The 23,403-nt window shown below is 59.8% G+C and carries 25 protein-coding genes; 2 read left to right on the top strand and 23 right to left on the bottom strand.

The genetic code is table 11. The features are described from left to right. Positions 1-99: 99 nt before the first annotated feature. Positions 100-1,779, top strand: coding sequence for a 2-isopropylmalate synthase (gene leuA / locus HX815_RS05320; protein ID WP_003209657.1), 1,680 nt, complete (start codon positions 100-102; stop codon positions 1,777-1,779). 194 nt (positions 1,780-1,973) lie between these two features. Here the strand turns inward: leuA and HX815_RS05325 are convergent, their stop codons facing one another. From HX815_RS05325 to trmJ, 21 genes are all read right to left on the bottom strand, one after another. Further along, entirely contained in the window at positions 1,974-2,765 is a 792-nt protein-coding gene (locus tag HX815_RS05325) for an amidohydrolase (protein ID WP_177027909.1), read from the bottom strand. After that, positions 2,753-3,901, bottom strand: a complete 1,149-nt coding sequence (locus HX815_RS05330) for a pyridoxal phosphate-dependent aminotransferase (RefSeq protein WP_177027910.1) — start codon at positions 3,899-3,901, stop codon at positions 2,753-2,755. The genes HX815_RS05325 and HX815_RS05330 overlap by 13 nt, the downstream gene beginning before the upstream one ends. 109 nt (positions 3,902-4,010) lie before the next feature. Continuing rightward, positions 4,011-5,480, bottom strand: a complete 1,470-nt coding sequence (der, locus tag HX815_RS05335; protein ID WP_003209661.1) for a ribosome biogenesis GTPase Der — start codon at positions 5,478-5,480, stop codon at positions 4,011-4,013. 139 nt (positions 5,481-5,619) lie between these two features. Continuing rightward, entirely contained in the window at positions 5,620-6,771 is a 1,152-nt protein-coding gene (gene bamB, locus HX815_RS05340; RefSeq protein WP_003209662.1) for an outer membrane protein assembly factor BamB, read from the bottom strand. After that, a complete protein-coding gene (locus tag HX815_RS05345; protein ID WP_003209663.1) occupies positions 6,764-7,405 on the bottom strand; it encodes a tetratricopeptide repeat protein in 642 nt (213 codons plus the stop codon). Before HX815_RS05345 ends, bamB begins: the two co-directional genes overlap by 8 nt. 40 nt (positions 7,406-7,445) lie before the next feature. Beyond that, positions 7,446-8,735, bottom strand: a complete 1,290-nt coding sequence (gene hisS / locus HX815_RS05350) for a histidine--tRNA ligase (RefSeq protein ID WP_087695130.1) — start codon at positions 8,733-8,735, stop codon at positions 7,446-7,448. Positions 8,736-8,758: 23 nt separating this feature from the next. After that, a complete protein-coding gene (gene ispG / locus HX815_RS05355; RefSeq protein ID WP_003209666.1) occupies positions 8,759-9,868 on the bottom strand; it encodes a flavodoxin-dependent (E)-4-hydroxy-3-methylbut-2-enyl-diphosphate synthase in 1,110 nt (369 codons plus the stop codon). A gap of 4 nt (positions 9,869-9,872) precedes the next feature. Continuing rightward, the gene (locus HX815_RS05360) at positions 9,873-10,874 is read right to left on the bottom strand and encodes a RodZ family helix-turn-helix domain-containing protein (RefSeq protein ID WP_102605676.1); all 1,002 of its coding nucleotides are present in this window, start codon (positions 10,872-10,874) and stop codon (positions 9,873-9,875) included. Then, the gene (pilW, locus tag HX815_RS05365; protein WP_003209669.1) at positions 10,874-11,632 is read right to left on the bottom strand and encodes a type IV pilus biogenesis/stability protein PilW; all 759 of its coding nucleotides are present in this window, start codon (positions 11,630-11,632) and stop codon (positions 10,874-10,876) included. The genes HX815_RS05360 and pilW overlap by 1 nt, the downstream gene beginning before the upstream one ends. A 12-nt stretch (positions 11,633-11,644) precedes the next feature. Beyond that, on the bottom strand, positions 11,645-12,793 hold the full coding sequence (rlmN, locus tag HX815_RS05370) for a 23S rRNA (adenine(2503)-C(2))-methyltransferase RlmN (RefSeq protein ID WP_003209670.1): 1,149 nt from the start codon (positions 12,791-12,793) through the stop codon (positions 11,645-11,647). A gap of 30 nt (positions 12,794-12,823) precedes the next feature. Further along, the gene (ndk, locus tag HX815_RS05375; RefSeq protein ID WP_003175956.1) at positions 12,824-13,249 is read right to left on the bottom strand and encodes a nucleoside-diphosphate kinase; all 426 of its coding nucleotides are present in this window, start codon (positions 13,247-13,249) and stop codon (positions 12,824-12,826) included. 92 nt (positions 13,250-13,341) lie between these two features. Continuing rightward, positions 13,342-13,542 carry a Fe-S cluster assembly protein IscX gene (gene iscX / locus HX815_RS05380; RefSeq protein ID WP_003209673.1) on the bottom strand — a complete coding sequence of 67 codons (201 nt, stop codon included), beginning with the start codon at positions 13,540-13,542 and terminating at the stop codon, positions 13,342-13,344. Between the two features lie 14 nt (positions 13,543-13,556). Beyond that, on the bottom strand, positions 13,557-13,898 hold the full coding sequence (gene fdx, locus HX815_RS05385) for an ISC system 2Fe-2S type ferredoxin (RefSeq protein ID WP_003209674.1): 342 nt from the start codon (positions 13,896-13,898) through the stop codon (positions 13,557-13,559). Between the two features lie 3 nt (positions 13,899-13,901). Continuing rightward, the gene (gene hscA / locus HX815_RS05390) at positions 13,902-15,764 is read right to left on the bottom strand and encodes a Fe-S protein assembly chaperone HscA (protein WP_177027911.1); all 1,863 of its coding nucleotides are present in this window, start codon (positions 15,762-15,764) and stop codon (positions 13,902-13,904) included. A gap of 51 nt (positions 15,765-15,815) precedes the next feature. Then, the gene (gene hscB / locus HX815_RS05395) at positions 15,816-16,337 is read right to left on the bottom strand and encodes a co-chaperone HscB (RefSeq protein ID WP_008438289.1); all 522 of its coding nucleotides are present in this window, start codon (positions 16,335-16,337) and stop codon (positions 15,816-15,818) included. A gap of 8 nt (positions 16,338-16,345) precedes the next feature. Beyond that, the gene (gene iscA, locus HX815_RS05400; protein ID WP_003209680.1) at positions 16,346-16,669 is read right to left on the bottom strand and encodes an iron-sulfur cluster assembly protein IscA; all 324 of its coding nucleotides are present in this window, start codon (positions 16,667-16,669) and stop codon (positions 16,346-16,348) included. Positions 16,670-16,697: 28 nt separating this feature from the next. Beyond that, entirely contained in the window at positions 16,698-17,084 is a 387-nt protein-coding gene (iscU, locus tag HX815_RS05405) for a Fe-S cluster assembly scaffold IscU (RefSeq protein WP_003209682.1), read from the bottom strand. Between the two features lie 102 nt (positions 17,085-17,186). Beyond that, positions 17,187-18,401, bottom strand: coding sequence for an IscS subfamily cysteine desulfurase (locus HX815_RS05410; protein ID WP_177027912.1), 1,215 nt, complete (start codon positions 18,399-18,401; stop codon positions 17,187-17,189). A 50-nt stretch (positions 18,402-18,451) separates the two neighbouring features. Then, positions 18,452-18,943 carry a Fe-S cluster assembly transcriptional regulator IscR gene (gene iscR, locus HX815_RS05415; protein WP_177027913.1) on the bottom strand — a complete coding sequence of 164 codons (492 nt, stop codon included), beginning with the start codon at positions 18,941-18,943 and terminating at the stop codon, positions 18,452-18,454. Positions 18,944-19,245: 302 nt separating this feature from the next. Continuing rightward, positions 19,246-20,031, bottom strand: a complete 786-nt coding sequence (gene cysE / locus HX815_RS05420; protein ID WP_008438291.1) for a serine O-acetyltransferase — start codon at positions 20,029-20,031, stop codon at positions 19,246-19,248. 2 nt (positions 20,032-20,033) lie between these two features. Next, positions 20,034-20,804 (bottom strand): tRNA (cytosine(32)/uridine(32)-2'-O)-methyltransferase TrmJ, encoded by a 771-nt coding sequence (gene trmJ, locus HX815_RS05425; RefSeq protein ID WP_003210307.1) that lies wholly within the window; start codon positions 20,802-20,804, stop codon positions 20,034-20,036. 145 nt (positions 20,805-20,949) lie between these two features. Here trmJ and suhB point away from each other — a divergent pair, with 145 nt between their 5' ends. Further along, on the top strand, positions 20,950-21,765 hold the full coding sequence (suhB, locus tag HX815_RS05430) for an inositol-phosphate phosphatase (RefSeq protein ID WP_003175971.1): 816 nt from the start codon (positions 20,950-20,952) through the stop codon (positions 21,763-21,765). A 51-nt stretch (positions 21,766-21,816) separates the two neighbouring features. Here suhB and HX815_RS05435 read toward each other — a convergent pair whose 3' ends face one another. Together HX815_RS05435 and secF are read right to left on the bottom strand one after the other, a co-directional pair. Continuing rightward, positions 21,817-22,365, bottom strand: a complete 549-nt coding sequence (locus HX815_RS05435; protein WP_003210309.1) for a glycine zipper 2TM domain-containing protein — start codon at positions 22,363-22,365, stop codon at positions 21,817-21,819. Positions 22,366-22,488: 123 nt separating this feature from the next. Then, complete coding sequence (secF, locus tag HX815_RS05440; protein WP_003210311.1) at positions 22,489-23,403, bottom strand: protein translocase subunit SecF; 915 nt, start codon at positions 23,401-23,403, stop codon at positions 22,489-22,491.

Raw genomic sequence — 23,403 nt, forward strand, 5'->3', positions numbered from 1 at the left:
CTGCCAGGCTGAATCGATCTGCCTCGTCTTCCGCTTTATCCCCAATAACAGTTTTACGGCAGGCCGCCTTTTCTCGGCCCCTAGACAAAGGATTTCCCGATGAGCATGCTCAAAGACCCGTCTTCGAAGTACCGCGCGTTCCCGACCATTGATATCCCGGACCGCACCTGGCCTTCGAAAACCATCACCACCGCGCCGATCTGGTGCAGTTCCGACCTGCGCGACGGCAACCAGTCGCTGATCGAACCGATGGACGCGGTGAAAAAGCTGCGTTTCTGGAAGACCCTGGTGGCCGTCGGTGTGAAGGAAATCGAAGCCTCCTTCCCGGCTGCGTCGCAAACCGATTTCGACTTCGTGCGCACCCTGATCGAAGACAATCACATCCCCGAGGACACCACCATCCAGGTGCTGACCCAGGGCCGTGAAGACTTGATCGCACGCACCTTCGAATCCCTGCGCGGGGCGAAGAAAGCCATCGTTCACTTGTACAACGCCACCTCGCCGTCGTTCCGCCGCATCGTGTTCAACCAGGACAAGGATGGCATCAAGGCGATCGCGGTCAACGCGGCCAAGCTGTTCGTCAAATACGCCGCCCAGCAGCCGGAAACCCAGTGGACCTTCGAATACTCGCCAGAGACGTTCAGCGCCACTGAGCTTGAGTTCGCCAAGGAAGTCTGTGACGCGGTGATCGAGGTCTGGAACCCGACGCCTGAGCACAAGGTGATCCTCAACCTGCCAGCCACCGTCGAGTGCGCCACCCCGAACATCTATGCCGACCAGATCGAGTGGTTCGGTCGTCATATCAACCGTCGCGACAGCGTGATCATCAGCCTGCACACCCACAACGACCGTGGCACCGGCGTAGCCGCCACCGAGTTGGGCCTGATGGCCGGCGCCGACCGTGTCGAAGGCTGCCTGTTCGGCAACGGCGAGCGTACCGGTAACGTCGACCTGGTCACCGTGGCCTTGAACATGTACACCCAGGGCCTCGACCCTCAGCTGGACTTCTCCGACATCGACGGTATTCGCAAAGTCGTCGAAGAGTGCAACCAGATCCCGGTTCACCCACGTCACCCGTACGTCGGCGACCTGGTTCACACCGCCTTCTCCGGCTCCCACCAGGACGCGATCCGCAAGGGCTTCACCCAGCAGAAAGACGACGCCTTGTGGGAAGTGCCGTACTTGCCGATCGACCCGGCCGACATCGGCCGCAGCTACGAGGCGGTGATTCGCGTCAACAGCCAGTCGGGCAAAGGCGGCATCGCCTACCTGCTGGAGCAGGAATACGGCATCAGCTTGCCGCGCCGCATGCAGATCGAGTTCAGCCAGGTGGTACAGGCCGAAACCGACCGCGTGGGCCTGGAGATGACGGCCGCGCAGATCTACAGCTTGTTGCAGCGTGAATACCTGCAAGCCAACATTCCTTACGCGCTGGTCAGCCATCGCTTGCAGGAAGAGAACGGCAACAGCTCGGTGGAAGTTGAAGTCTCCGGCAAGGGCCAGGGCGAAACCAACCTGCGCTGGCACGGCAAAGGCAACGGCGCCCTGGAAGCGCTGGTGGCCGGGCTGCCGATTGGTGTGGAGATCATGGATTACAACGAACACGCGATTGGCGCCGGCACCAATGCCAAGGCGGCGGCCTACATCGAGCTGCGAGTGAACGGTGAGCGTCCGGTGCATGGCGTGGGCATTGATGAAAACATCACCACGGCGAGCTTCAAGGCGGTGTTCAGCGCGCTGAACCGCTCGTTGAGCCAGCTGGAAGCGAAAGCGGCATAAACACTGACCGCTGAAATGCAAAAGGCCCCGGGATGAGAATCCAGGGGCCTTTTTATTGGAATTTGTGGTGATTTTAAGGGCCTCTTCGCGAGCAAGCCCGCTCCCACATTTTGACCGCGTTCTTTCAGGTAGCGCAGGACGAATGTGGGAGCGGGCTTGCTCGCGAAGGCAATCTATAAGGCGGCGAAAATCCTTCAGGTGAACTCAAAGCTGTCCGCATCCAGGTTCGCCGGGAAGCGTGTGCGGTACTGCGCCAATTCCGCTGCGTCCAGGCACACCTGGAACACCCCGTCCGCCTCCCCTGCGCTCAGCAGGCTTTCGCCCTGGAAGTCCACGACCTGGCTGTCGCCGGTGTAGGCAAAGCCCTTGCCGTCCGTGCCCACCCGATTCACCGCCGCCACGTAGCACAGGTTTTCAATGGCCCGTGCCGGCAGCAGACGGTTCCAGTGCTGGCGACGTGCGCCCGGCCAGTTGGCGGTGTACAGCAGCAAGTCAGTGTCCTGGGCGTCACGACTCCACACCGGGAATCGCAGGTCGTAGCAGATCAACGGACGAATCCGCCACCCCTTGAGTTCGAACTGCACCTGGCGCTCGCCGGGGGTGTAGTGGTCGTGTTCACCGGCCATACGGAACAGGTGACGCTTGTCGTAGTGCAACACCTCACCATCCGGTCGCGCCCACAGCAGGCGGTTGCGGTGACTGCGGTCGGCGGCCTGGATGATCACGCTGCCGGTGATCACCGCGTTGTACTTCTTCGCCTGGGCCTGCAGCCATTGATGGGTGGGGCCGTTTTCAGGCTCGGCGAGGGTTTCCGATTCCATCGAGAAACCGGTGGTGAACATCTCCGGTAGCACGATCAGGTCGGCACCCTTGGCCTGTTCCAGCAACAGTTCAAAATGCTCCAGGTTGGCCTGGCGGTCGTGCCAGGCCAGGGTGGTTTGCACCAGGGCGATGTTCAGGTTGGGCAGTGCACTCAGATCACGCATAGTTTCTCGGCTGCTTGACGCAGCGTCTCCTCGCGTTTGGCAAAGCACAGTCGCACCAGGCGCTGGCCTTGTGGTGGGTTCCGGTAGAACACCGAGACCGGGATGGTCGCAACGCCGTGTTCGCGGGTCATCCACAGCGACATGGCGACGTCATCCAGGTCCGGGCGAATCTGTGAGTAATCCACCAATTGAAAGTAGGTACCGGCCACCCGGGTAAAGCTGAAACGCGACGGTTCCAGCAGGTCGCAGAACAGGTCGCGCTTGGCTTGATAAAAAGCCGGCAGCTCCTCGACGTGTTCCGGGTGTTCGGCCATGAAGTCTGCCAAAGCGTACTGCAACGGGGTCACGCCGCAAAAGTTGACATATTGATGCACCTTGCGCAGCTCGGCGCTGAGGGCTGGCGGCGCGACCACGTAGCCGGTTTTCCAGCCGGTGACGTGGTAGGTCTTGCCGAACGAACTGACCACAAACGCACGCTGATACAGCTCTTCGTGGGCCAGCACGCTGACGTGGGGCACACCGTCGAACACCAGGTGCTCGTAGACCTCGTCGCTGACCAGGTAGATGTCGCGGTCGCGGATCAACTCGGCCAACTGGTCCAGCTCGGCACGGCTGATCAGGGCACCGGTGGGGTTATGCGGGCTGTTGAGGATGATCATGCGGGTGCGCGGCGACAGCGCAGCGCGCAGTTGCTCGAAGTCCAGGGCGAAATCATCCAGGCCCAGTTGCACGTGTACGCAGCGACCGCCTGCCAGTTCCACAGAAGGCTCGTAGCTGTCGTAGGCCGGATCGAACACGATGACTTCATCACCGCTGCGGATCACCGCCTGGATCGCACAGAAGATCGCTTCAGTGGCGCCTGGGGTGATGGTCACTTCGCTGTCGGCATTCACCGTTGCGCCATAGCTGCGGGCGATCTTGGCCGCCACTTGCTGGCGCAGTACCGGCAGGCCGGTCATGGGGGCGTATTGGTTATGGCCCAGGGCAATGTGTCTGCCCACTCCATTGAGCAACTCCTGGGGCCCGTTAAAGTCGGGAAAGCCCTGGGACAGGTTGAGCGCACCGGTTTCGGCAGCGAGTTGCGACATGGTGGTGAAGATGGTGGTGCCGACATTCGGCAGCTTACTGGTGATCATCGGTGCGCCCCTTGCGGTGAGCCCCAAGTTTTAAGCTGCATGCCGCGAAGGGTCAACCGCCAGGCACAAAAAAAGGGCTCTGAAAGAGCCCTTTTTCAACCGATCAGGATCAGCGCTTGTCGCGGCGCTTTTTGTCGGCCTTCTTGTGGTGCGTCATCATCCGGCGCTTTTTGTTTACCTGGCGGTCGGTGAGGCTGTTCTTGTTACCTTCGTACGGGTTCTCGCCGCCCTTGAACTCGATACGGATCGGCGTACCGACCAGTTTCAAGACACGGCGGTAGGTATTTTCCAGGTAACGCACGTAGGACTTCGGCACCTTCTCCAGCTGGTTACCGTGAATCACGATAATCGGCGGGTTGGCACCACCCAAGTGAGCGTAGCGCAGCTTGATGCGACGGTTGTTGACCATCGGCGGCGCGTGCTCGCTGACCGCATCTTCAAGAATCTGGGTCAGGCGGTTGGTCGGCCAGCGGGTAACCGCGGACTTGAACGAGTTCTGCACCGAGGCGTAGAGGTTACCCACGCCGGTACCGTGCAGTGCCGAGATAAAGTGGATATCGGCAAACTCGACGAAGAACAGACGACGCTGCAGCTCGACCTTGACGTAGTCGCGCTCGCTCGGCGTCATGCCGTCCCACTTGTTGATCGCAATCACCAGGGCGCGACCGGCTTCCAGGGCAAAGCCCAGCAAGTTCAGGTCGTGGTCTACCACGCCTTCGCGGGCGTCCATGACGAAGATCACTACGTTGGCGTCTTTGATCGCCTGCAGGGTTTTCACCACGGAGAACTTTTCAACTTCTTCGTGGATCTTGCCGCGCTTGCGCACACCGGCAGTGTCGATCAGCGTGTACTTCTCGTCGTTACGCTCGAACGGGATGTAGATGCTGTCGCGAGTGGTGCCCGGCTCGTCATAGACGATTACCCGGTCTTCACCGAGCATGCGGTTGACCAGGGTCGACTTGCCGACGTTCGGACGGCCGATGATCGCGATCTTGATACCGTCTTTTTCGCTTGGGCCAGGAATGCGCTTGGCTTCCTCGCCTTCGGCAACGATTTCTTCTTCGCCTTCGACTTCATCCACGTCATCACGCGGGAAGTCGCGCAGGGCGATTTCCAGCATCTGGGTGATGCCGCGACCGTGGGCACCGGCGATCGGGATCGCGTCGCCCAGGCCCATCGGGCTGAACTCGGCGCGGGCCATTTCAGGATCGATGTTGTCGATCTTGTTGGCCACCACGTAGGAACGCTTGTTGCGCTTGCGCAGGTGCTCGCCAATCATCTGGTCTGCAGCGGTGTAGCCCGCGCGGGCGTCCACCAGGAACAACACGACATCAGCTTCTTCAATGGCCAGCAGCGACTGCTCGGCCATCTTTTCGTCCATGCCATGCTCGTCACCGGAGATACCACCGGTGTCGACAATAATGTAGGAGCGCCCTTGCCACTTTGCCTCACCGTATTGGCGATCACGGGTCAGACCGGACAAGTCGCCGACGATGGCGTCGCGAGTCCTGGTCAGGCGGTTGAACAAGGTGGACTTGCCGACGTTCGGTCGGCCCACCAGGGCGATTACGGGAACCATGCGGCTCTCCACTTCGTTATTTCAGAAAATACAAAAGCCGCTGCAAGGCAGCGGCTGGTGCTCGGGGCAGCGCTCGAAAGCGCCGCATGCCCTGCCGAAGCAGGGCCGCCTGGGAATTACCCCAAGCATAGTCAAACCATTACTTGATGGTCAGCGCTTCCAGTTTGCCGCTGTTGCCATACACGTAAAGCATGTTACCTACCACCAGCGGACGGGCACGCAGGCCGTCGCTGTCGATACGTTCGCGACCCACGAAGCGACCGTCCACCTGGCTCAGCAGGTGCAGGTAACCTTCAAAGTCGCCTACCGCTACGTAGCTGGAGAACACTTCCGGTGCCGACAACTGACGGCGGGCCAGGGAGTCGTTGCTCCACAATGCAGTGGTGGAACGCTCGTCGACACTTTCAACGGTGCCGGACGCCAGGCTTACGTAGACGCTGCCAAACCCTTGGGCGACACCGGCGTAGCTGGAAGCATCACGCTGCCAGTTGATCCGGCCGCTCTGCACGTCCAGCGCCGCAACACGGCCCTGATAAGTAGCGACGTAAAGGGTATCACCCGACAGCAGCAAGCCACCGTCGATGTCCACTACGCGGTCCAGTTCCGAACGACCTTGAGGAATCGCGACCCGGGTTTCCCAGGCCGGCACGCCGTTCTGGGTGTCCAGGGCGACCACTTTACCGGTCGACAGGCCTGCCAGTGCCAGGTTGCTGGTCACAACCGGACCGCTGGTACCGCGCAAGGTCAGGACCGCCGGCGTGCTGTCATACAACCAGCGCTGGTTACCGGTGGCGGCGTCGAGGCCGATCACACGGTCATCCTGGGTCTGCACGACAACCACGTCACCGTTGGTAGCAGGCGGCGAGAGCACTTCACTGGTCACGCGAGCGCGCCATTTCTCTTCACCGGTGCTCGAATCCAGTGCCACGACGTCGCCTTTCAGCGTGCCGAGCATCACCAGGCCAGAACCCACGCCAACGGCGCCGGACACAGGCAGTTCGAGGTCTTTCTTCCACTTGACGTCGCCGTTCATGCGATCCATGGAGACCACAACACCGGTGGAATCAGCGGCGTAGATAGTGTCACCGTCGATCGCCGGGACCATCAGGTTGTACAGATCGCCCTGACCGTCACCAATGGAGCGGCTCCACTGCTTTTGCAGGACCACTTCTTCCTTGAAGCTGGTCAGCTCGGCCGGAGGCAGTTCTTTTTTGCTGTTGCTGCTGCAACCCGCGGCCAAAACGGCCAGAGCCAGCAATGCTGCATGTTTCCAACGGATCACGTCACGCATCCCCTTTGGCCAAGTCGTCGAGCTTGATTTGTAAGCCACCGACCGCCGCTTCATCAGACAGCGCCGCCTTGGCTTTTTGGTACGCAGCATTGGCTTCGTCGGTACGACCCAATTGGACCAGGAGGTCGCCCTTGAGCTCTTCACGAGTGGCCAGGAATGCCTTGTCAGCATCGCCGTCGAGCAGTTTCAGTGCTTCGTCGGCCTTGTTCTGTGCCGCCAGTACCTGAGCCAGACGCTGACGTGCGATTTCACCCAGTGTCGGGTTGGCCGGCTTGTCGGTGATGGCTTTCAGCTCGGAGGCTGCGTCATCCAGCTTGCCGTTGTCGACCGCAACTTTTGCGACGAACAGGCTGCCGTATTGCGCGTAGGTGCTACCGCCGAATTCGCTCTTCAGCTTGCCGGCCAGGTCTGCAACCTGGGCCAGGTCAGGCTTGCCGTTTGGCGTCAGCGTGGTTTCCAGCAGTTGCTGATAGATAATCGAGGCGCCTTGCGACTGGTTAGCCTGATACTTGTGCCAGGCTTGCCAGCCGAACACCACTACTAAAGCCAGCAAGCCGCCAGTGACCAGGGGCTTGCCGTTGCGCTGCCACCAGTCTTTGAACTCGGCCAGCTGGTCATCATCAGTACTCGACACCCCAATACTCCTTAATCGCTAAATCGGCTGTTTGACAGCTTCAACCCTGCACGATGCAGGTGGCCAGGTGCGCTGCAAGCGCATCAAAGGCAATGCTTTGTTGTTCACCCTGACCACGCAGGGGTTTGAAACTTACCACTTGCTGGGCCAACTCATCATCACCCAGGATCAGTGCATACAACGCACCGCTCTTGTCGGCTTTCTTGAACTGGCTTTTGAAGCTGCCGGCGCCGGCATTGACTTGCAGGCGCAGGTTCGGCAGTTGGTCGCGCAGTTTCTCGCTCAGGGCCAGGGCAGCCAGTTCGGCCGCCTCGCCAAAGGCACAGAAGTACACGTCCACCTGACGGGAGATTTCTTCGGGAACCTGCTCCAGGGTTTCCAGCAGCAGGATCAGCCGCTCGATGCCCATGGCAAAACCTACGCCGGTGGTCGGCTTGCCGCCCATCTGCTCGACCAGGCCGTCGTAACGACCACCGGCACACACCGTGCCCTGGGCGCCGAGCTTGTCGGTGACCCACTCGAACACGGTCTTGCTGTAGTAATCGAGGCCACGCACCAGTTTCGGGTTGATGACGTAAGGAATACCGGCTGCATCCAGGCGAGCCTTGAGGCCCTCGAAGTGGATACGGGACTCGTCGTCAAGGTAGTCGGCCATTTTCGGCGCGTCCACCAGTACGGCCTGGGTCTCGGCGCTCTTGGTGTCCAGTACCCGCAGCGGGTTGGTTTTCAGGCGGCGCTGGCTGTCTTCGTCCAGCTTGTCCAGGTGGGCCGACAGGAATTCCACCAGGGCTTCGCGGTAGCGGCCCCGGGATTCGCTGGTGCCCAGGCTGTTGAGTTCAAGCTTGACCGCATCGCGGATGCCCAGCATTCCCCACAGGCGCCAGGTCAGCACGATCAGCTCGGCGTCGATGTCCGGACCGTCGAGGTTGAAGACTTCCAGGCCGATCTGGTGAAACTGGCGATAACGGCCTTTCTGCGGACGCTCGTGGCGGAACATCGGGCCGATGTACCAGAGCTTCTGCGGCTGGCCACCGCCGGTGAGGCCATGTTCGAGCACCGCACGCACACACGCGGCAGTACCTTCCGGACGCAGGGTCAGGGAGTCACCGTTGCGGTCTTCGAAGGTGTACATCTCTTTTTCGACGATGTCGGTCACTTCACCGATGGAGCGCTTGAACAGCTCGGTGAACTCGACGATCGGCATGCGGATCTGCTTGTAACCGTAGTTATCCAGCAGGCGCGCGACAGTGCCCTCGAAGTAGCGCCACAGGGGCGTCTGCTCAGGCAGGATGTCGTTCATGCCACGAATGGCTTGCAGAGACTTGCTCACATCAAATCCTTAAATTCGTTCGATCAGCCGCGCGCGATAACCGCTGCGTCAGCTTCGACCTTTTCGGCCGCTTTCTGGCGGATCAGCCGTTCCAGCTCATCCACCAGATTGTCATTCGTCAATTTCTGCGACGGCTTGCCGTCGATGTAAATCAGGTTTGGCGTACCACCGGTCAGGCCCACATGGGCCTCTTTGGCCTCACCCGGCCCGTTGACCACACAGCCGATCACCGCGACATCCAGCGGCACCAGCAGGTCTTCGAGGCGTACTTCCAGTTCGTTCATGGTTTTCACCACGTCGAAGTTCTGCCGCGAGCAGCTCGGGCAGGCAATGAAGTTGATGCCACGGGAACGCAAATGCAGGGATTTGAGAATGTCGTAACCGACTTTCACTTCCTCTACCGGGTCTGCCGCGAGGGAGATGCGAATAGTATCGCCAATCCCGTCGGCCAGCAGCATACCGAGACCCACCGCAGATTTCACTGTGCCTGAGCGTAAACCGCCGGCTTCGGTGATACCCAGGTGCAGCGGCTGGACGATTTCCTTGGCCAGCAGGCGGTACGCTTCTACCGCCATGAACACGTCGGAAGCCTTTACGCTGACCTTGAAGTCCTGGAAATTCAGGCGTTCAAGGTGTTCTACGTGGCGCAGCGCGGACTCGACCAGTGCGGCCGGCGTCGGCTCGCCGTACTTCTTTTGCAGGTCTTTTTCCAGGGAGCCGGCGTTGACGCCGATGCGAATTGGAATCCCGCGATCACGGGCGGCATCCACCACGGCGCGAACCCGGTCTTCACGACCGATGTTGCCCGGGTTGATCCGCAGGCAATCGACGCCCAACTCGGCCACGCGCAACGCGATCTTGTAGTCGAAGTGAATATCGGCGACCAGCGGCACCTTGACCAGTTGCTTGATGCGGCCAAAGGCTTCGGCAGCGTCCATGTCCGGTACGGATACACGCACGATGTCGACGCCCGCCGCTTCCAGGCGGTTGATCTGGGCGACAGTGGCCGCCACATCATTGGTGTCGCTGTTGGTCATGCTCTGTACTGCGATGGGGGCATCGCCGCCCACCGGCACCGAGCCGACCCAGATCTTGCGCGATACGCGACGTTTGATTGGAGATTCGCCGTGCATGACTTTATTGTCCCAACTTGAGGCGAGCAGTCTCGCCACTGGTGAACGGCGCCACGTCCACAGGCTGGCCGTTGTAGGCCACTTGCGCGCCACGGGCAAAGCCCAGACGCAGCGTCAAAGGAGGCTTGCCGCCCTGGTCAAGTGTATCTCCCTTACGCTTCAGACCACTGAACAGCACCTTGCCGTTGCCATCGGAGACTTGCGTCCAGCAGTCAGCGACGTAGGTAATTTGTACTCGGCCATCACCGGCGATCAGTACCGGGGTGGTTGGCGCGGAAATCGCCGGGGCGACGGGAGCCGTTGTTGCCGGAGCCTGCGCCGGTACTGCTGGCGTTGCTGGCGTTGCTGGCGTATGAGCTGGAGCAGCAGGCGTCACTGCAACCGCTGGAGCGGGTGCGACGGGTGCCACTGCGGCGGCAGTACCTGCTTCGGGCGCAGGCTGCTCGGCGCTTGGCTCTGCCTCAGGCGCCGCCTGACCCTGGGCCACGGCCTGGTCTTCCGGCTCATCTAACGGATGAATCTGGGTGGTGCCGTCGGCGCTTTCGACTTCGACGTGCTCCATGGCGTTGCTGGACAAGTCCTTGCCACGCTGGGCGGTCTGATCCTGCCACCATACAAAACCACCGCCGATCACGGCGATGAGCAGCAACAGGCTGACAATGCGCAAAATGGTGTGGGAAACCCGCACAGGCTCTTCAATGCGGCCAAGACCATGGACATTGCTGCCCTGGGAATCGGTACCGGTGATTTGGTCGAACTCCTGGACCAATGCAGCCTGGTCGATACCCAGCAACTTGGCGTAGGCGCGGATATAGCCGCGGGCAAAGGTATGCCCTGGCAGCTTGTCGAATGCGCCAGCTTCAAGGTTGCCCAATGAAGTCGTGGTCAAATTGAGCTTGAGGGCCACTTCTGCCAGCGACCAACCATTGCTTTCGCGGGCCTGACGCAAGGTCTCGCCTGGGTTTCCACGATTAGCTGCTACAACTTCCGGGTGCGCCGCTTTCATCATTGCTCCGACAGGTATTGCTGATATTCCGGCGTACCGGGATAGAGTCGTTCGAGTTGCTGGCCAAAACGTGCGGCCTTGTCGCGTTCTTCATGAACCGTCGCCAGGCGCACACCGAGCAATAGACTACGTGCATTTTGCCCGCTCAGCAGGCTAAAACGCTCGTAATAGTCACGTGCCGGCACATAATGCCTGTCTTCGAAGGACAACTCAGCCATTTCGAGCAAGGCCCGTGGCTGGCGCTGGTTCAGGTGCAGGGCTTTTTCCAGTTGCTGGCGTGCGGTGTCGCGCTGGCCGAGAAGCATTGAGGTCACCCCCAGGTTCTCGAAAACCCGCGAACGCTCAGGATAGAGGGTATCGGCCGCAGCCTGCTGGAAATATTCGGATGCCTGGGCATAACGTTTCTGCGCAAACAAAAAACTGCCGTAGTTATTCAGCAGTCTTGGGTCGCCAGGGCGTGTGGCCAGGGCCTTTTGGAAATATTGATCGGCCAATTCGGGCTCGGCCTGGGCCTGGAACACCAAAGCCAGCGCAGCATTGGCGTCAGCGTCGCTGCCATCCAGCTCAAGGGCCTTCTTCAGCGGCACCTTGGCCTGTTCGGTCATCCCTTGCTGCAAGTACCCCAAGCCCAGCTGCACATAAGCAGCTCGCGCTTCGTCACGGCCCTTGCCGGTTTGCAACGGGCTGTCATGGCCCGATGAAACACAGCCAGCCGCGAGGCTGGCAACAAGCAAAAGCAGCGCAAGGCGCAAGGGCATAGAGATCCTCTCTCAGGTTCGAGTCGCGGCGCTTTGCGGCATATCGTCGGCGGCACTCAATTCACGCACGGCGATATAACGTTCGCTGCGACGGGTGCGATCCAGCACCTGTCCTACCAATTGGCCACATGCCGCATCGATGTCTTCGCCGCGGGTGGTGCGCACGGTGACATTGAAGCCTGCATGGTGCAGTTGATCCTGGAAACGGCGGATGGCGTTGTTGCTCGGCCGCTCATAGCCAGAATGGGGAAACGGGTTAAACGGAATCAGGTTGATCTTGCACGGTACGTTCTTGAGCAACTCGATCATCTCGACCGCGTGCTCGACCTTGTCGTTGATGTCCTTGAGCATGGTGTACTCAATGGTCAACACACGCTTTTCGCCCAAGGTCGCCATGTAGCGCTGGCAAGATTCGAGCAGCATCTTAAGCGGATACTTCTTGTTGATCGGCACCAATTGGTTACGCAATGCGTCATTCGGTGCGTGCAGCGACAACGCCAGGGAGACGTCGATGTGCTTGGCCAGCTCATCGATCATCGGTACCACGCCGGAGGTCGACAGGGTCACGCGGCGCTTGGAGATACCGTAGCCCAGGTCGTCCATCATCAGGTGCATGGCCGCGACAACGTTGTCGAAGTTCAGCAGCGGCTCGCCCATGCCCATCATCACCACGTTGGTGATGGCACGGTCGGCGGTCGCCGGGATGCTGCCGAACGATTTATTGGCAATCCACACCTGGCCGATGACTTCGGCGGCGGTGAGGTTGCTGTTGAAACCTTGCTTGCCGGTGGAGCAGAAACTGCAGTCCAGGGCACAGCCTGCCTGGGACGAAACGCACAGAGTGCCGCGTTTGCCCTGGGGAATGTACACGGTCTCGACGCAGCTGCCGGACGCCACGCGCACCACCCACTTACGGGTGCCGTCGGTGGAAATGTCCTCGCTGACCACTTCGGGGCCGCGAACTTCGGCAATGGCCTTGAGCTTGTCGCGCAGGGCCTTGCTGACGTTCGTCATGGCGTCGAAATCATCGACGCCAAGATGGTGAATCCACTTCATTACCTGAGCGGCACGAAAACGCTTCTCCCCGATTGAGTCGAAGAATTTTTCCATTTCCTGTTGAGTCAGACCCAGCAGGTTGGTTTTTGCAGTCAATGTAGTCATGGATTCACCTTCGCTCTTTTAAGCCAATGCTTAGCGAGCGGTTACTTCAGTAGCAGCGAAAAAGTACGAGATTTCGCGGGCAGCAGCGGCTTCGGAGTCCGAACCGTGAACGGCGTTGGCGTCGATCGATTCAGCGAAGTCAGCACGGATGGTGCCGGCAGCAGCTTCTTTAGGGTTGGTAGCGCCCATCAGCTCACGGTTCAGAGCGATAGCGTTTTCGCCTTCCAGAACCTGAACAACAACAGGGCCGGAGATCATGAAGGCAACCAGGTCGCCGAAGAAACCACGAGCGCTGTGCTCAGCGTAGAAGCCTTCAGCTTCAGCCTTGGACAGTTGCTTGAGTTTCGAAGCTACAACCTTCAGGCCGGCTTTTTCGAAACGAGTGGTGATCTCGCCGATGACGTTTTTTGCAACAGCGTCAGGCTTGATGATGGAGAAAGTACGTTGAACAGCCATGGTGTAACTCCAGAAACGGTAATTTGCGAAAAATTAAACCCGCGAATTATACGCGGGTTCTTGGGTATTGCCTAACTGCGTAAAAAGGCGATTCAGTCTGCTTCTTCGATCCACAGGCCTTGTATCGCCTCAAGAACCTTTTCGCCACCCCGATCCGGGATGTCGTCAAATTCCGGCAGCTGCATCACCAGGTTGCGCAACTTGACGAAGTTCACCGACAGAGGATCGACATCCGGGTGAGCTTCAGCAAGTTGTATAGCGATTTCTTGTACATCAACCCATTTCAGGCTCATGACATTTCCTTGAATCAATGCGGCGCTTCGGCGGCATGGTTGAGCGAATACTTCGGAATTTCGACGGTAAGGTCTTCTGTTCCCACTTTTGCCTGACAGCTCAATCGCGACGTCGGCTCAAGGCCCCACGCCCTATCAAGATAGTCCTCTTCCAGCTCATCAGCCTCTTCGAGGCTATTGAAACCTTCGCGGATGATGCAATGGCAAGTGGTACAGGCGTTGACGCCGCCGCAGGCGCTTTCGATCTCGATGTGGTTATCGTGAGCGACTTCGAGAATGGACTTGCCGGTCTCAGCCTCCACAACCATACCGTCCGGGCAATGCTCGGCGTGTGGCAGAAAAATGATCTGCGGCATCAGTTAATCCTCAAGTTCGTTCAAGTTGCGGCCCGCCAGGGCGGCTTTTACCGTCTGGTCCATACGACGGGCGGCAAAGGCATCGGTCACTTGCGACAGGCGCTTGGTCTGTTGCTCGATGGCGTAACCATCGGTGCCTTTCATCAATTCAGCCAGTTCCTGCATTTGCAGGTCGATAACCATGCGCTCTTCGGCATCCAGCAGATGCTCGCCGTCAGCTTCAAGGGCGCCCTGAACCGCTTCGAGCAGGCGCTGGGCGTCGACTTGCTGCTCACGCAGCACGCGGGCGACCTTGTCGTCACCGGCGTACTGGAACGAATCCTTGAGCATCTTGGCGATTTCGCCGTCGGTCAGGCCGTAGGACGGCTTGACCTGGATGCTGGCTTCAACGCCGGAGGCCAGTTCGCGAGCGGCAACGCTGAGCAAGCCGTCGGCGTCGACCTGGAAGGTCACGCGAATCTTCGCCGCACCGGCAACCATCGCCGGAATGCCGCGCAATTCGAAGCGCGCCAGGGATCGGCAGTCGCTGATCAGCTCACGCTCGCCTTGCAGCACGTGAATCATCATGGCCGTCTGGCCATCTTTGTACGTGGTGAAGTCCTGGGCGCGGGCAACGGGGATGGTGGTGTTGCGGGGAATCACCTTCTCCATCAGGCCGCCCATGGTTTCCAGCCCCAGGGACAACGGGATCACGTCGAGCAGAAGCAGTTCGCCACCATCACGCTTGTTACCGGCGAGGGTATCGGCCTGGATCGCGGCACCGATAGCCACCACTTGATCCGGGTCGATTTCAGTCAGCGGCTGGCGGCCGAAGGCTTCAGCTACCGCCTCACGAACACGCGGCACGCGGGTCGAACCACCCACCATGACCACGGCGACCACGTCTTCCAGCTCGACACCGGAATCACGCACGGCGCGGCGGCAGGCTTTCAGGCTGCGGGCGACCATCGGTTCGATCAACGAATCGAACGCTTCGCGGGTCAGTTGAGCCGACCAGCTACCGTAGGAAACTTCAACCGACGCAGCGTCAGTCAGCGCTTCTTTGGCGGCACAGGCAGTTTGCAGCAAATTACGTTGCGCACCCGGGTCCAGGTCGGCAGACAAGCCGGCGCTGGTGATGATCCAGCCAGCAATGGCGTGATCGAAGTCATCGCCACCCAGAGCGGTATCGCCACCGGTAGCCAACACTTCGAAGACACCGCCGGTCAGGCGCAGGATCGAAATATCAAAGGTACCGCCGCCCAGGTCGTAAATTGCCACCAGGCCTTCGGCGTGCTGATCCAGGCCGTAAGCCACAGCGGCTGCGGTCGGCTCGTTGAGCAGGCGCAGCACGTTCAGGCCGGCAAGTTTCGCCGCATCCTTGGTGGCCTGGCGCTGAGCGTCATCGAAATATGCAGGAACAGTAATCACCGCACCTACCAGTTCGCCACCCAAGGTGGTTTCGGCGCGCTGGCGCAAGACCTTGAGGATATCGGCCGACACTTCCACCGGGCTTTTCGGGCCCTGGATCGTGTCGATGAACGGCATATGTGATTCGCCGCCGACAAAGCGGTATGGAAGCTGGTCGCCCAGCTGCTTGACGTCGGACAAACCACGACCCATCAAGCGCTTGACCGACAGCACGGTATTCAAAGGATCGGTAGACGCCGCCAGCCTGGCCGACTCGCCCACTTCGGTGCGGTCAGCGTGATAACGCACGGCAGACGGCAGGATGACCTGGCCATCCGCGTCGGGCAGCGGCTCGGAAAGACCGCTGCGCAATGCAGCGACCAGCGAATTGGTAGTGCCCAAGTCAATCCCGACCGCCAGACGACGCTGGTGCGGTTGAGGACTTTGACCGGGTTCGGCGATCTGCAGTAGGGCCATGGTAATCAGGACTTATCTGTATATCAGGCGTGCAACCTGGGCGGCACTGGGTTAATCGTCGAGGCGCTCTTCTAACTGGCGCACTTCGTAGGTGAGCTTGTCGAGGAACTGCATGCGCCGCATCAGGCGTTCGGCCTGTTCACGTTGCGCTGCATCATCCCAACAGGCTGCGAAGCTTTCGTTGAGTTCATCCTGGGCCACTTTCAGACGGCGCTTGAACACTGCGACTCCGGCCAGATCAGCCTCGTCCTGCAGTTCTTCAAGCTCCTCGCGCCATTGCATCTGCTGCATCAGGAAATCAGGGTCCTGGACCGTGACTTCAAGCGGCAGCTCGCGACCGCCCATCGCGAGCAGGTAGCGCGCGCGTTTGGGAGGGTTCTTGAGCGTCTGATAGGCTTCGTTGAGGCTGGCTGATTGCTCCAGCGCCAGGCGTTGCTCACGCTCGGAAGCGTCAGCGAAGCGGTCCGGATGCACCCCACGCGCCAATTCACGGTAGCGCGTGGCAAGCTGTTCAAGGTCCAGTCGAAAACTCGGCTGCAGCTCGAACAAAGCGAAATGACAAGGAGTACCCACGATCAGCCTCAGATGTTGAAGCTTTCGCCGCAGCCACATTCACCGCGTACGTTGGGGTTGTTGAACTTGAAGCCTTCGTTCAACCCTTCCTTGACGAAATCGAGTTCGGTGCCGTCCAGGTAGGTCAGGCTTTTCGGGTCGATGATCACTTTTTCGCCGTGACTCTCGAACACCTGATCTTCCTCGACCACCTCGTCGACAAACTCCAGCACGTAGGCAAGGCCGGAACAGCCCGTGGTGCGAACACCCAGACGAATCCCCTCACCTTTACCGCGCCCATTCAGGGAGCGGCGAATGTGCTGCGCAGCCGCTTCTGTCATGCTGATAGCCATCGTGACTCCTTACTCGTCGCCAAATTGCTTAGATCAAGCCTTTCTTCTGCTTGTAGTCGCGAACGGCCGCCTTGATGGCGTCTTCTGCGAGTACCGAGCAGTGGATTTTCACTGGCGGCAAGGCCAGCTCTTCGGCCAGCTGGGTGTTGCTGATAGTCACAGCCTCATCCAGGGTCTTGCCTTTCATCCATTCGGTCGCCAGGGAGCTGGAGGCGATGGCCGAACCGCAACCGTAGGTCTTGAACTTGGCGTCTTCGATAACGCCAGCTTCGTTGACTTTGATCTGCAGGCGCATAACGTCGCCGCACGCCGGAGCGCCGACCATGCCGGTGCCGACATCAGGGTCTTCCGCGTTCATCTTGCCGACGTTGCGCGGGTTTTCGTAGTGGTCGATGACCTTTTCGCTGTAAGCCATGGTACTGAATCCTCACTCATCAGGGCCGCTCTGGAACCCTGCAAACACGCCTGCGTTTTCCGCCACGTCTTTACAGAGCCTTTTGGGTGGCGGCTTCTATATTTAGTGTGCCGCCCACTCGATCTTGGAAATGTCGACACCGTCCTTGTACATGTCCCACAGCGGGGACAAGGTACGCAGCTTGGTGACGGCCTCGCAGACTTTCTGCGCGGCGTAGTCGACTTCTTCTTCGGTGGTGAAACGGCCGAATGTAAAGCGGATCGAGCTGTGAGCCAGTTCGTCGTTGCGGCCCAGGGCGCGCAGGACGTAAGACGGCTCAAGGGAAGCCGAGGTGCAGGCCGAACCGGACGAAACCGCCAGGTCCTTGAGCGCCATGATCAGCGACTCGCCTTCGACGTAGTTGAAGCTCAAATTCAGGTTGTGCGGTACACGGGCGGTCATGCTGCCGTTGATGTACAGCTCTTCAAGGTGCTCGACCTGCTTGTAGAAGCGATCGCTCAGGGCCTTGATGCGCACGTTTTCGGCAGCCATGTCTTCCTTGGCCACACGGAACGCTTCGCCGATGCCGACGATCTGGTGGGTCGCCAGGGTGCCCGAACGCATGCCGCGCTCGTGACCGCCGCCGTGCATGGTGGCTTCGATACGTACGCGAGGCTTGCGGCTCACGTAGAGCGCGCCAATGCCTTTAGGGCCGTAGGTCTTGTGGGCAGAGAACGACATCAGGTCGACTTTCAGTTTCGACAGGTCGATACCGACCTTGCCGGTGGACTGAGCAGCGTCGACGTGCAGCAACACGCCCTTGGAGCGGGTCAGCTCGCCGATGGCGGCGATGTCGTTGATGGTGCCGATTTCGTTGTTCACGTGGATCACGGAAACCAGGATGGTGTCTTCACGCATCGCGGCTTCGATCATCGCAGGGGTCACGATACCGTCGGTGGTTGGCTCAAGGTAGGTAACCTCAAAACCTTCACGCTCCAGTTGGCGCATGGTGTCGAGGACAGCCTTGTGCTCAATCTTGGTGGTGATCAGGTGTTTGCCTTTGGTCGCGTAGAAATGCGCCGCACCCTTGATTGCCAGGTTGTCGGACTCGGTTGCACCGGAGGTCCAGACGATTTCACGTGGGTCGGCATTCACCAGGTCAGCGACCTGGCGACGAGCGTTTTCCACTGCCTCTTCAGCTTTCCAGCCGAAAACGTGGGAACGGGACGCCGGGTTACCGAAGTTTCCGTCAACCAGCAGGCATTCGCTCATCTTTTGCGCGACACGCGGATCAACCGGGGTGGTCGCTGAGTAATCAAGGTAAATCGGCAATTTCATGGACTTTCTCCTAAATCAGGCTGGCTGGCGTGCCGTTAGCTCTTCGGCTGTCACTCGACGGCGGACGCTTCAATCTTGTCCAGACGCGGCGCCTTGGTGTTGCAACGGCGCTGGTCCTGACGCTGGGCTACTTCTTGCACCTCACGGCGAGTCACAAGATCAGCCAAGCTGATACCACTCAAAAACTCATGGATCTGCAGGCTCAGGTCACACCACAAGTGGTGCGTAAGGCAGGTGTCGCCTGCGTGGCAATCACCCAGGCCCTGGCATTTGGTGGCATCGACGGATTCGTTCACCGCGTCGATCACCTGGGCGACCTGGATGCCCTGCATCTCGCGGGACAATTGATAGCCGCCGCCTGGACCACGAACGCTGGAAACCAGATTGCTGCGGCGCAACTTGGCGAACAACTGCTCGAGGTAGGACAGGGAAATGCCTTGGCGCTCGGAGATATCGGCCAGGGACACCGGCCCATTTTGCGCGTGCAAGGCCAGGTCAAGCATGGCGGTCACCGCGTATCGGCCTTTTGTAGTCAGTCTCATGGACAAGTACCAAGGTGTTTCAGAATGGGAGCAAGTATGCGATTCCCGAGTATTTAAGTCAACTATAAGACCTAGTACTTTAGTCAGGAATACCCGTAAAAAGGGCGCGCGAATCATAGCAGGGCGGGACGGGATGGACCAGCGGGAACAGGGCCAAGCGGGAATTCGGGACTAATGAAGGTCAAAATGTGGGAGCGGGCTTGCTCGCGAATGCGGTGATTCAGTCAATATATTCGGTGACTGACGCGCAGCTTTCGCGAGCAAGCCCGCTCCCACATGGGTTTTGCAGTGATTGCGAGACTTCAGCCAGCCTTGGTGGCGGCACTTTCGTCCTTGATCTCGGCGAAGTCTTCCTTGCGCAGCTCAGGCAGATCCTTGGCGCAGTAGCTGCTGCCCAGGTCTTTCAGGGCACCGCACATACCGTCCAGCTTGCCGTCTACCGCCTGCAGGTGATCCAGCAACTGGCCGATGGCACGCGCTACCGGGTCAGGCATGTCTTCGCTGACGCCATAGGCATCGAAGCCGATCTTCTCGGCCATGGCCTTGCGCTTGGCTTCCTGCTCATCACCCACTTCCGGCTTGACGATGATCCGCCCGGGAATACCGACAACCGTTGCGCCAGGCGGTACAGCCTTGGTCACCACAGCATTGGAGCCGACCTTGGCGCCCGCACCCACGGTAAACGGACCGAGCACCTTCGCGCCCGCCCCGACTACAACGCCATCTTCCAGCGTAGGGTGGCGCTTGCCTTTGTTCCAGGTTGTGCCACCCAGGGTCACGCCCTGGTACAGGGTCACGTCATCACCAATCTCGGCGGTCTCGCCAATAACGATGCCCATGCCGTGGTCGATAAAAAAGCGGCGGCCGACCTTGGCGCCCGGATGAATCTCAATCCCGGTCAACCAACGGCCGAAGTTCGACACCAGCCGCGCCAGCCATTTCCAGCCCATGCCCCACAAGGCGCCGGACAGGCGATGGATCCAGATCGCGTGCATGCCCGGGTAGCAGGTCAGCACTTCAAAGGCGTTGCGCGCCGCCGGGTCACGGTGGAAAACACTCTGGATATCTTCTCGCAAACGCTCGAACATTTTTAATCCTTCCGCTTAAGAAGCTCGCCACGGGCCGCTTTCTGGGTTTCCGTGAGGATGCCACGCAATATATTCATTTCTGCCCGGCTGACCGAGCTGCGTCCGTATAGCCGGCGCAGACGCGCCATCAAGTGCCGCGGTTTTTCCGGATCGAGGAACTCGATGGCCACCAGGGTTTGCTCCAGGTGCTCATAGAATCGCTCCAGCTCGTCCATGGTGGCCAGTTCGCCACTCTTGGTTGAAGCAACCTCATCCTTTTCAACCTTGCTTGGCTGGCCTTCAGCGGCCAGCCAGGCCATGCGCACTTCATAACTCAACACCTGCACCGCTGCCCCGAGGTTCAGCGAACTGAACTCAGGGTCTGATGGAATGTGCACGTGATAATGACATCGCTGCAGCTCTTCATTGGTCAGGCCGGAGTCTTCACGGCCGAATACCAAGGCGATTTCAGCGCCGCCGGCGGCCTCTTCCACGACTTTGGTCCCGCATTCGCGAGGATCCAGCAGCGGCCATGGGATGCGACGGTCGCGAGCGCTGGTGCCGAGCACCAGGTTGCAGCCGACCAGGGCGTCTTCCAGGGTGGCAACGACCTGGGCTTTTTCGAGGATGTCATTGGCGCCGGACGCGCGCGCATCGGCCTCGTGGTGCGGGAACACCCGCGGCTCCACCAGCACCAGGCGCGTCAGCCCCATGTTCTTCATGGCTCGCGCCACGCCGCCGATATTGCCGGGATGACTGGTATTGACGAGGACGACACGGATGTTTTGCAGCAAGGGAGGCGCTCTCGGACACGGGAAAGGGGAGCAAATCTTACAGAACAGCCTAAGGTTATGCCATGAAAGGTAACGTCGTCCTTCACCTGAAGAAAGTTTCTGCTAGAATGCTCGGCTTTCTTTAACAACCTTAGGTGACACATCCATGCAGCCCATGCTGAATATCGCGCTGCGCGCCGCCCGCAGCGCCAGTGAATTGATCTTCCGCTCCATCGAGCGCCTGGATACCATCAAGGTCGACGAAAAAGACGCCAAGGATTACGTATCCGAGGTGGATCGCGCCGCCGAGCAGAAAATCATCGACGCGCTGCGCAAGGCCTACCCTACCCACGGCATCCTCGGTGAAGAAACCGGTTTGCACAAAGGTAGCGGCGAAGGCGAAGACTACCTGTGGATCATCGACCCACTGGATGGCACCACCAACTTCCTGCGCGGTATCCCGCACTTTGCCGTGAGCATTGCCTGCAAATACCGTGGCCGCCTGGAACACGCCGTTGTGCTGGACCCGGTTCGCCAGGAAGAATTCACCGCCAGCCGTGGCCGTGGCGCCCAGTTGAACGGTCGCCGCCTGCGCGTCAGCGGTCGCACCAGCCTCGACGGCGCCCTGCTGGGTACCGGCTTCCCGTTCCGTGACGACCAGATGGACAACCTGGAAAACTACCTGGGCATGTTCCGCGCCCTGGTTGGCCAGACCGCCGGCATCCGTCGCGCCGGCGCAGCCAGCCTGGACCTGGCGTATGTCGCTGCCGGTCGTTTTGATGCGTTCTGGGAGTCGGGCCTGTCCGAGTGGGACATGGCTGCAGGCGCACTGCTGATTCAAGAAGCGGGCGGCCTGGTGAGCGACTTCACCGGTGGTCACGACTTCCTGGAGAAGGGTCACGTGGTTGCCGGCAACACCAAATGCTTCAAGGCAGTCCTGACGGCGATCCAGCCGCACCTGCCGGCTTCGCTGAAGCGCTAAGCGAGCGAGCACAAAAAAGCACCCCTCGGGGTGCTTTTTTTATACCTGGGATTACTGCTGCGGCTGGTTCTGACCGATAACCAGGCGCCCTTCCTTGTCGACGGGGATCTGGTTGCCTGGATCACGATCCATGCGCACGGAGCCTTCCTTGCCGTCCAGGGTGTAACGTACGTCGTACCCGACAACCTTGTCGCTGATGTCATTAACGGTATTACAACGAGTTTGCGTGGTGGTGTAGGTATCGCGGTTCTGCATGCCTTCCTGAACCTTGTTACCAGCGTAACCGCCACCGACCGCACCGGCCACGGTGGCCAGCTTCTTGCCATTACCGCCGCCGACCTGATTACCCAACAGGCCGCCCGCCAGCGCACCGACCACCGTACCGACGATCTGATGCTGATCCTGCACAGGTTTCTGCCGGGTTACGGCAACATCCTTGCAGACTTCACGCGGGGTTTTAATCTGGGTTTTCACCGGCTGCACCGCCAGCACTTGCGCATACTCAGGGCCGCTTTTTACCAGGCTGTAGGTGGCAACAGCACCCCCGGCAGTCACACCGACAGCACCCAATACCGCACCAACCAGTAACGACTTGTTCACGTGAACCTCCTGACCATCACAAACGGACCGAACGATCCGCGCTATACCCAGCCTTGGAGCAAAAAAAAAGGCGCGAGTTCAATACTCGCGCCTTATTTGTAACAGCAGATCAACAATCACCCATCAAGGGCGGTCGTCGACCTCCTTGCCGGTGCTGGCAGGAGGGATCAAGTCTTCGCTGTTGAGGTTCAGCCAGATCAGTACCACGTTGGCGATGTAGATCGACGAGTAGGTACCCGCCAGCACGCCGATGAACAGCGACAGCGAGAAGCCCCACAGGTTGTCGCCACCGAACACCATCAGTGCGGCAATCGCCAGCAAGGTGGAGATCGAAGTCGCCATGGTGCGCAGCAGGGTCTGGGTGGTGGAGATGTTGATGTTCTCGATCAACGTCGCCTTGCGCAGCACCCGGAAGTTCTCACGAACCCGGTCGAATACCACGATGGTGTCGTTGAGGGAGTAGCCAATGATTGCCAGCACCGCCGCCAATACCGTCAGGTCGAAGGTGATCTGGAAGTAGGCCAGGATACCCACGGTCACGATCACGTCGTGGATCAGCGACACAATGGCGCCGACACCGAACTTCCACTGAAAGCGGAAAGCCAGGTAGATCATGATGCCGACCAGCGCCATCAGCATGCCGAGGCCGCCCTGGTCGCGCAGCTCTTCACCTACCTGCGGGCCCACGAACTCGACGCGCTTGACCGACGCCGGGTTGTCGCCGCCGACCTTCTGCAAGGCCTCGGCTACCTGGTGACCCAGTTGCGGGTCTTCGCCCGGCATACGCACCAGCAGGTCAGTGGTTGCACCAAAGCTCTGGACGATGGCTTCGTGATAGCCGGCCTTGACCAGCTCGTTGCGCACCAGGCTAACGTCGGCCGGCTTCTCGTAGGTCAGCTCGATGAGCGTACCGCCGGTGAAGTCCAGACCGTAGTTCAGGCCCTTATGGAACCAGCTGAACAACGCCAGAACGGTAAGGAGCATGGTGAAGCCGAACGCAACGTTGCGAACGCCCATGAAGTTGATTGTACGTAACAT

The organism is Pseudomonas sp. E6002, from assembly GCF_013385565.1.
Taxonomy (GTDB): domain Bacteria; phylum Pseudomonadota; class Gammaproteobacteria; order Pseudomonadales; family Pseudomonadaceae; genus Aquipseudomonas.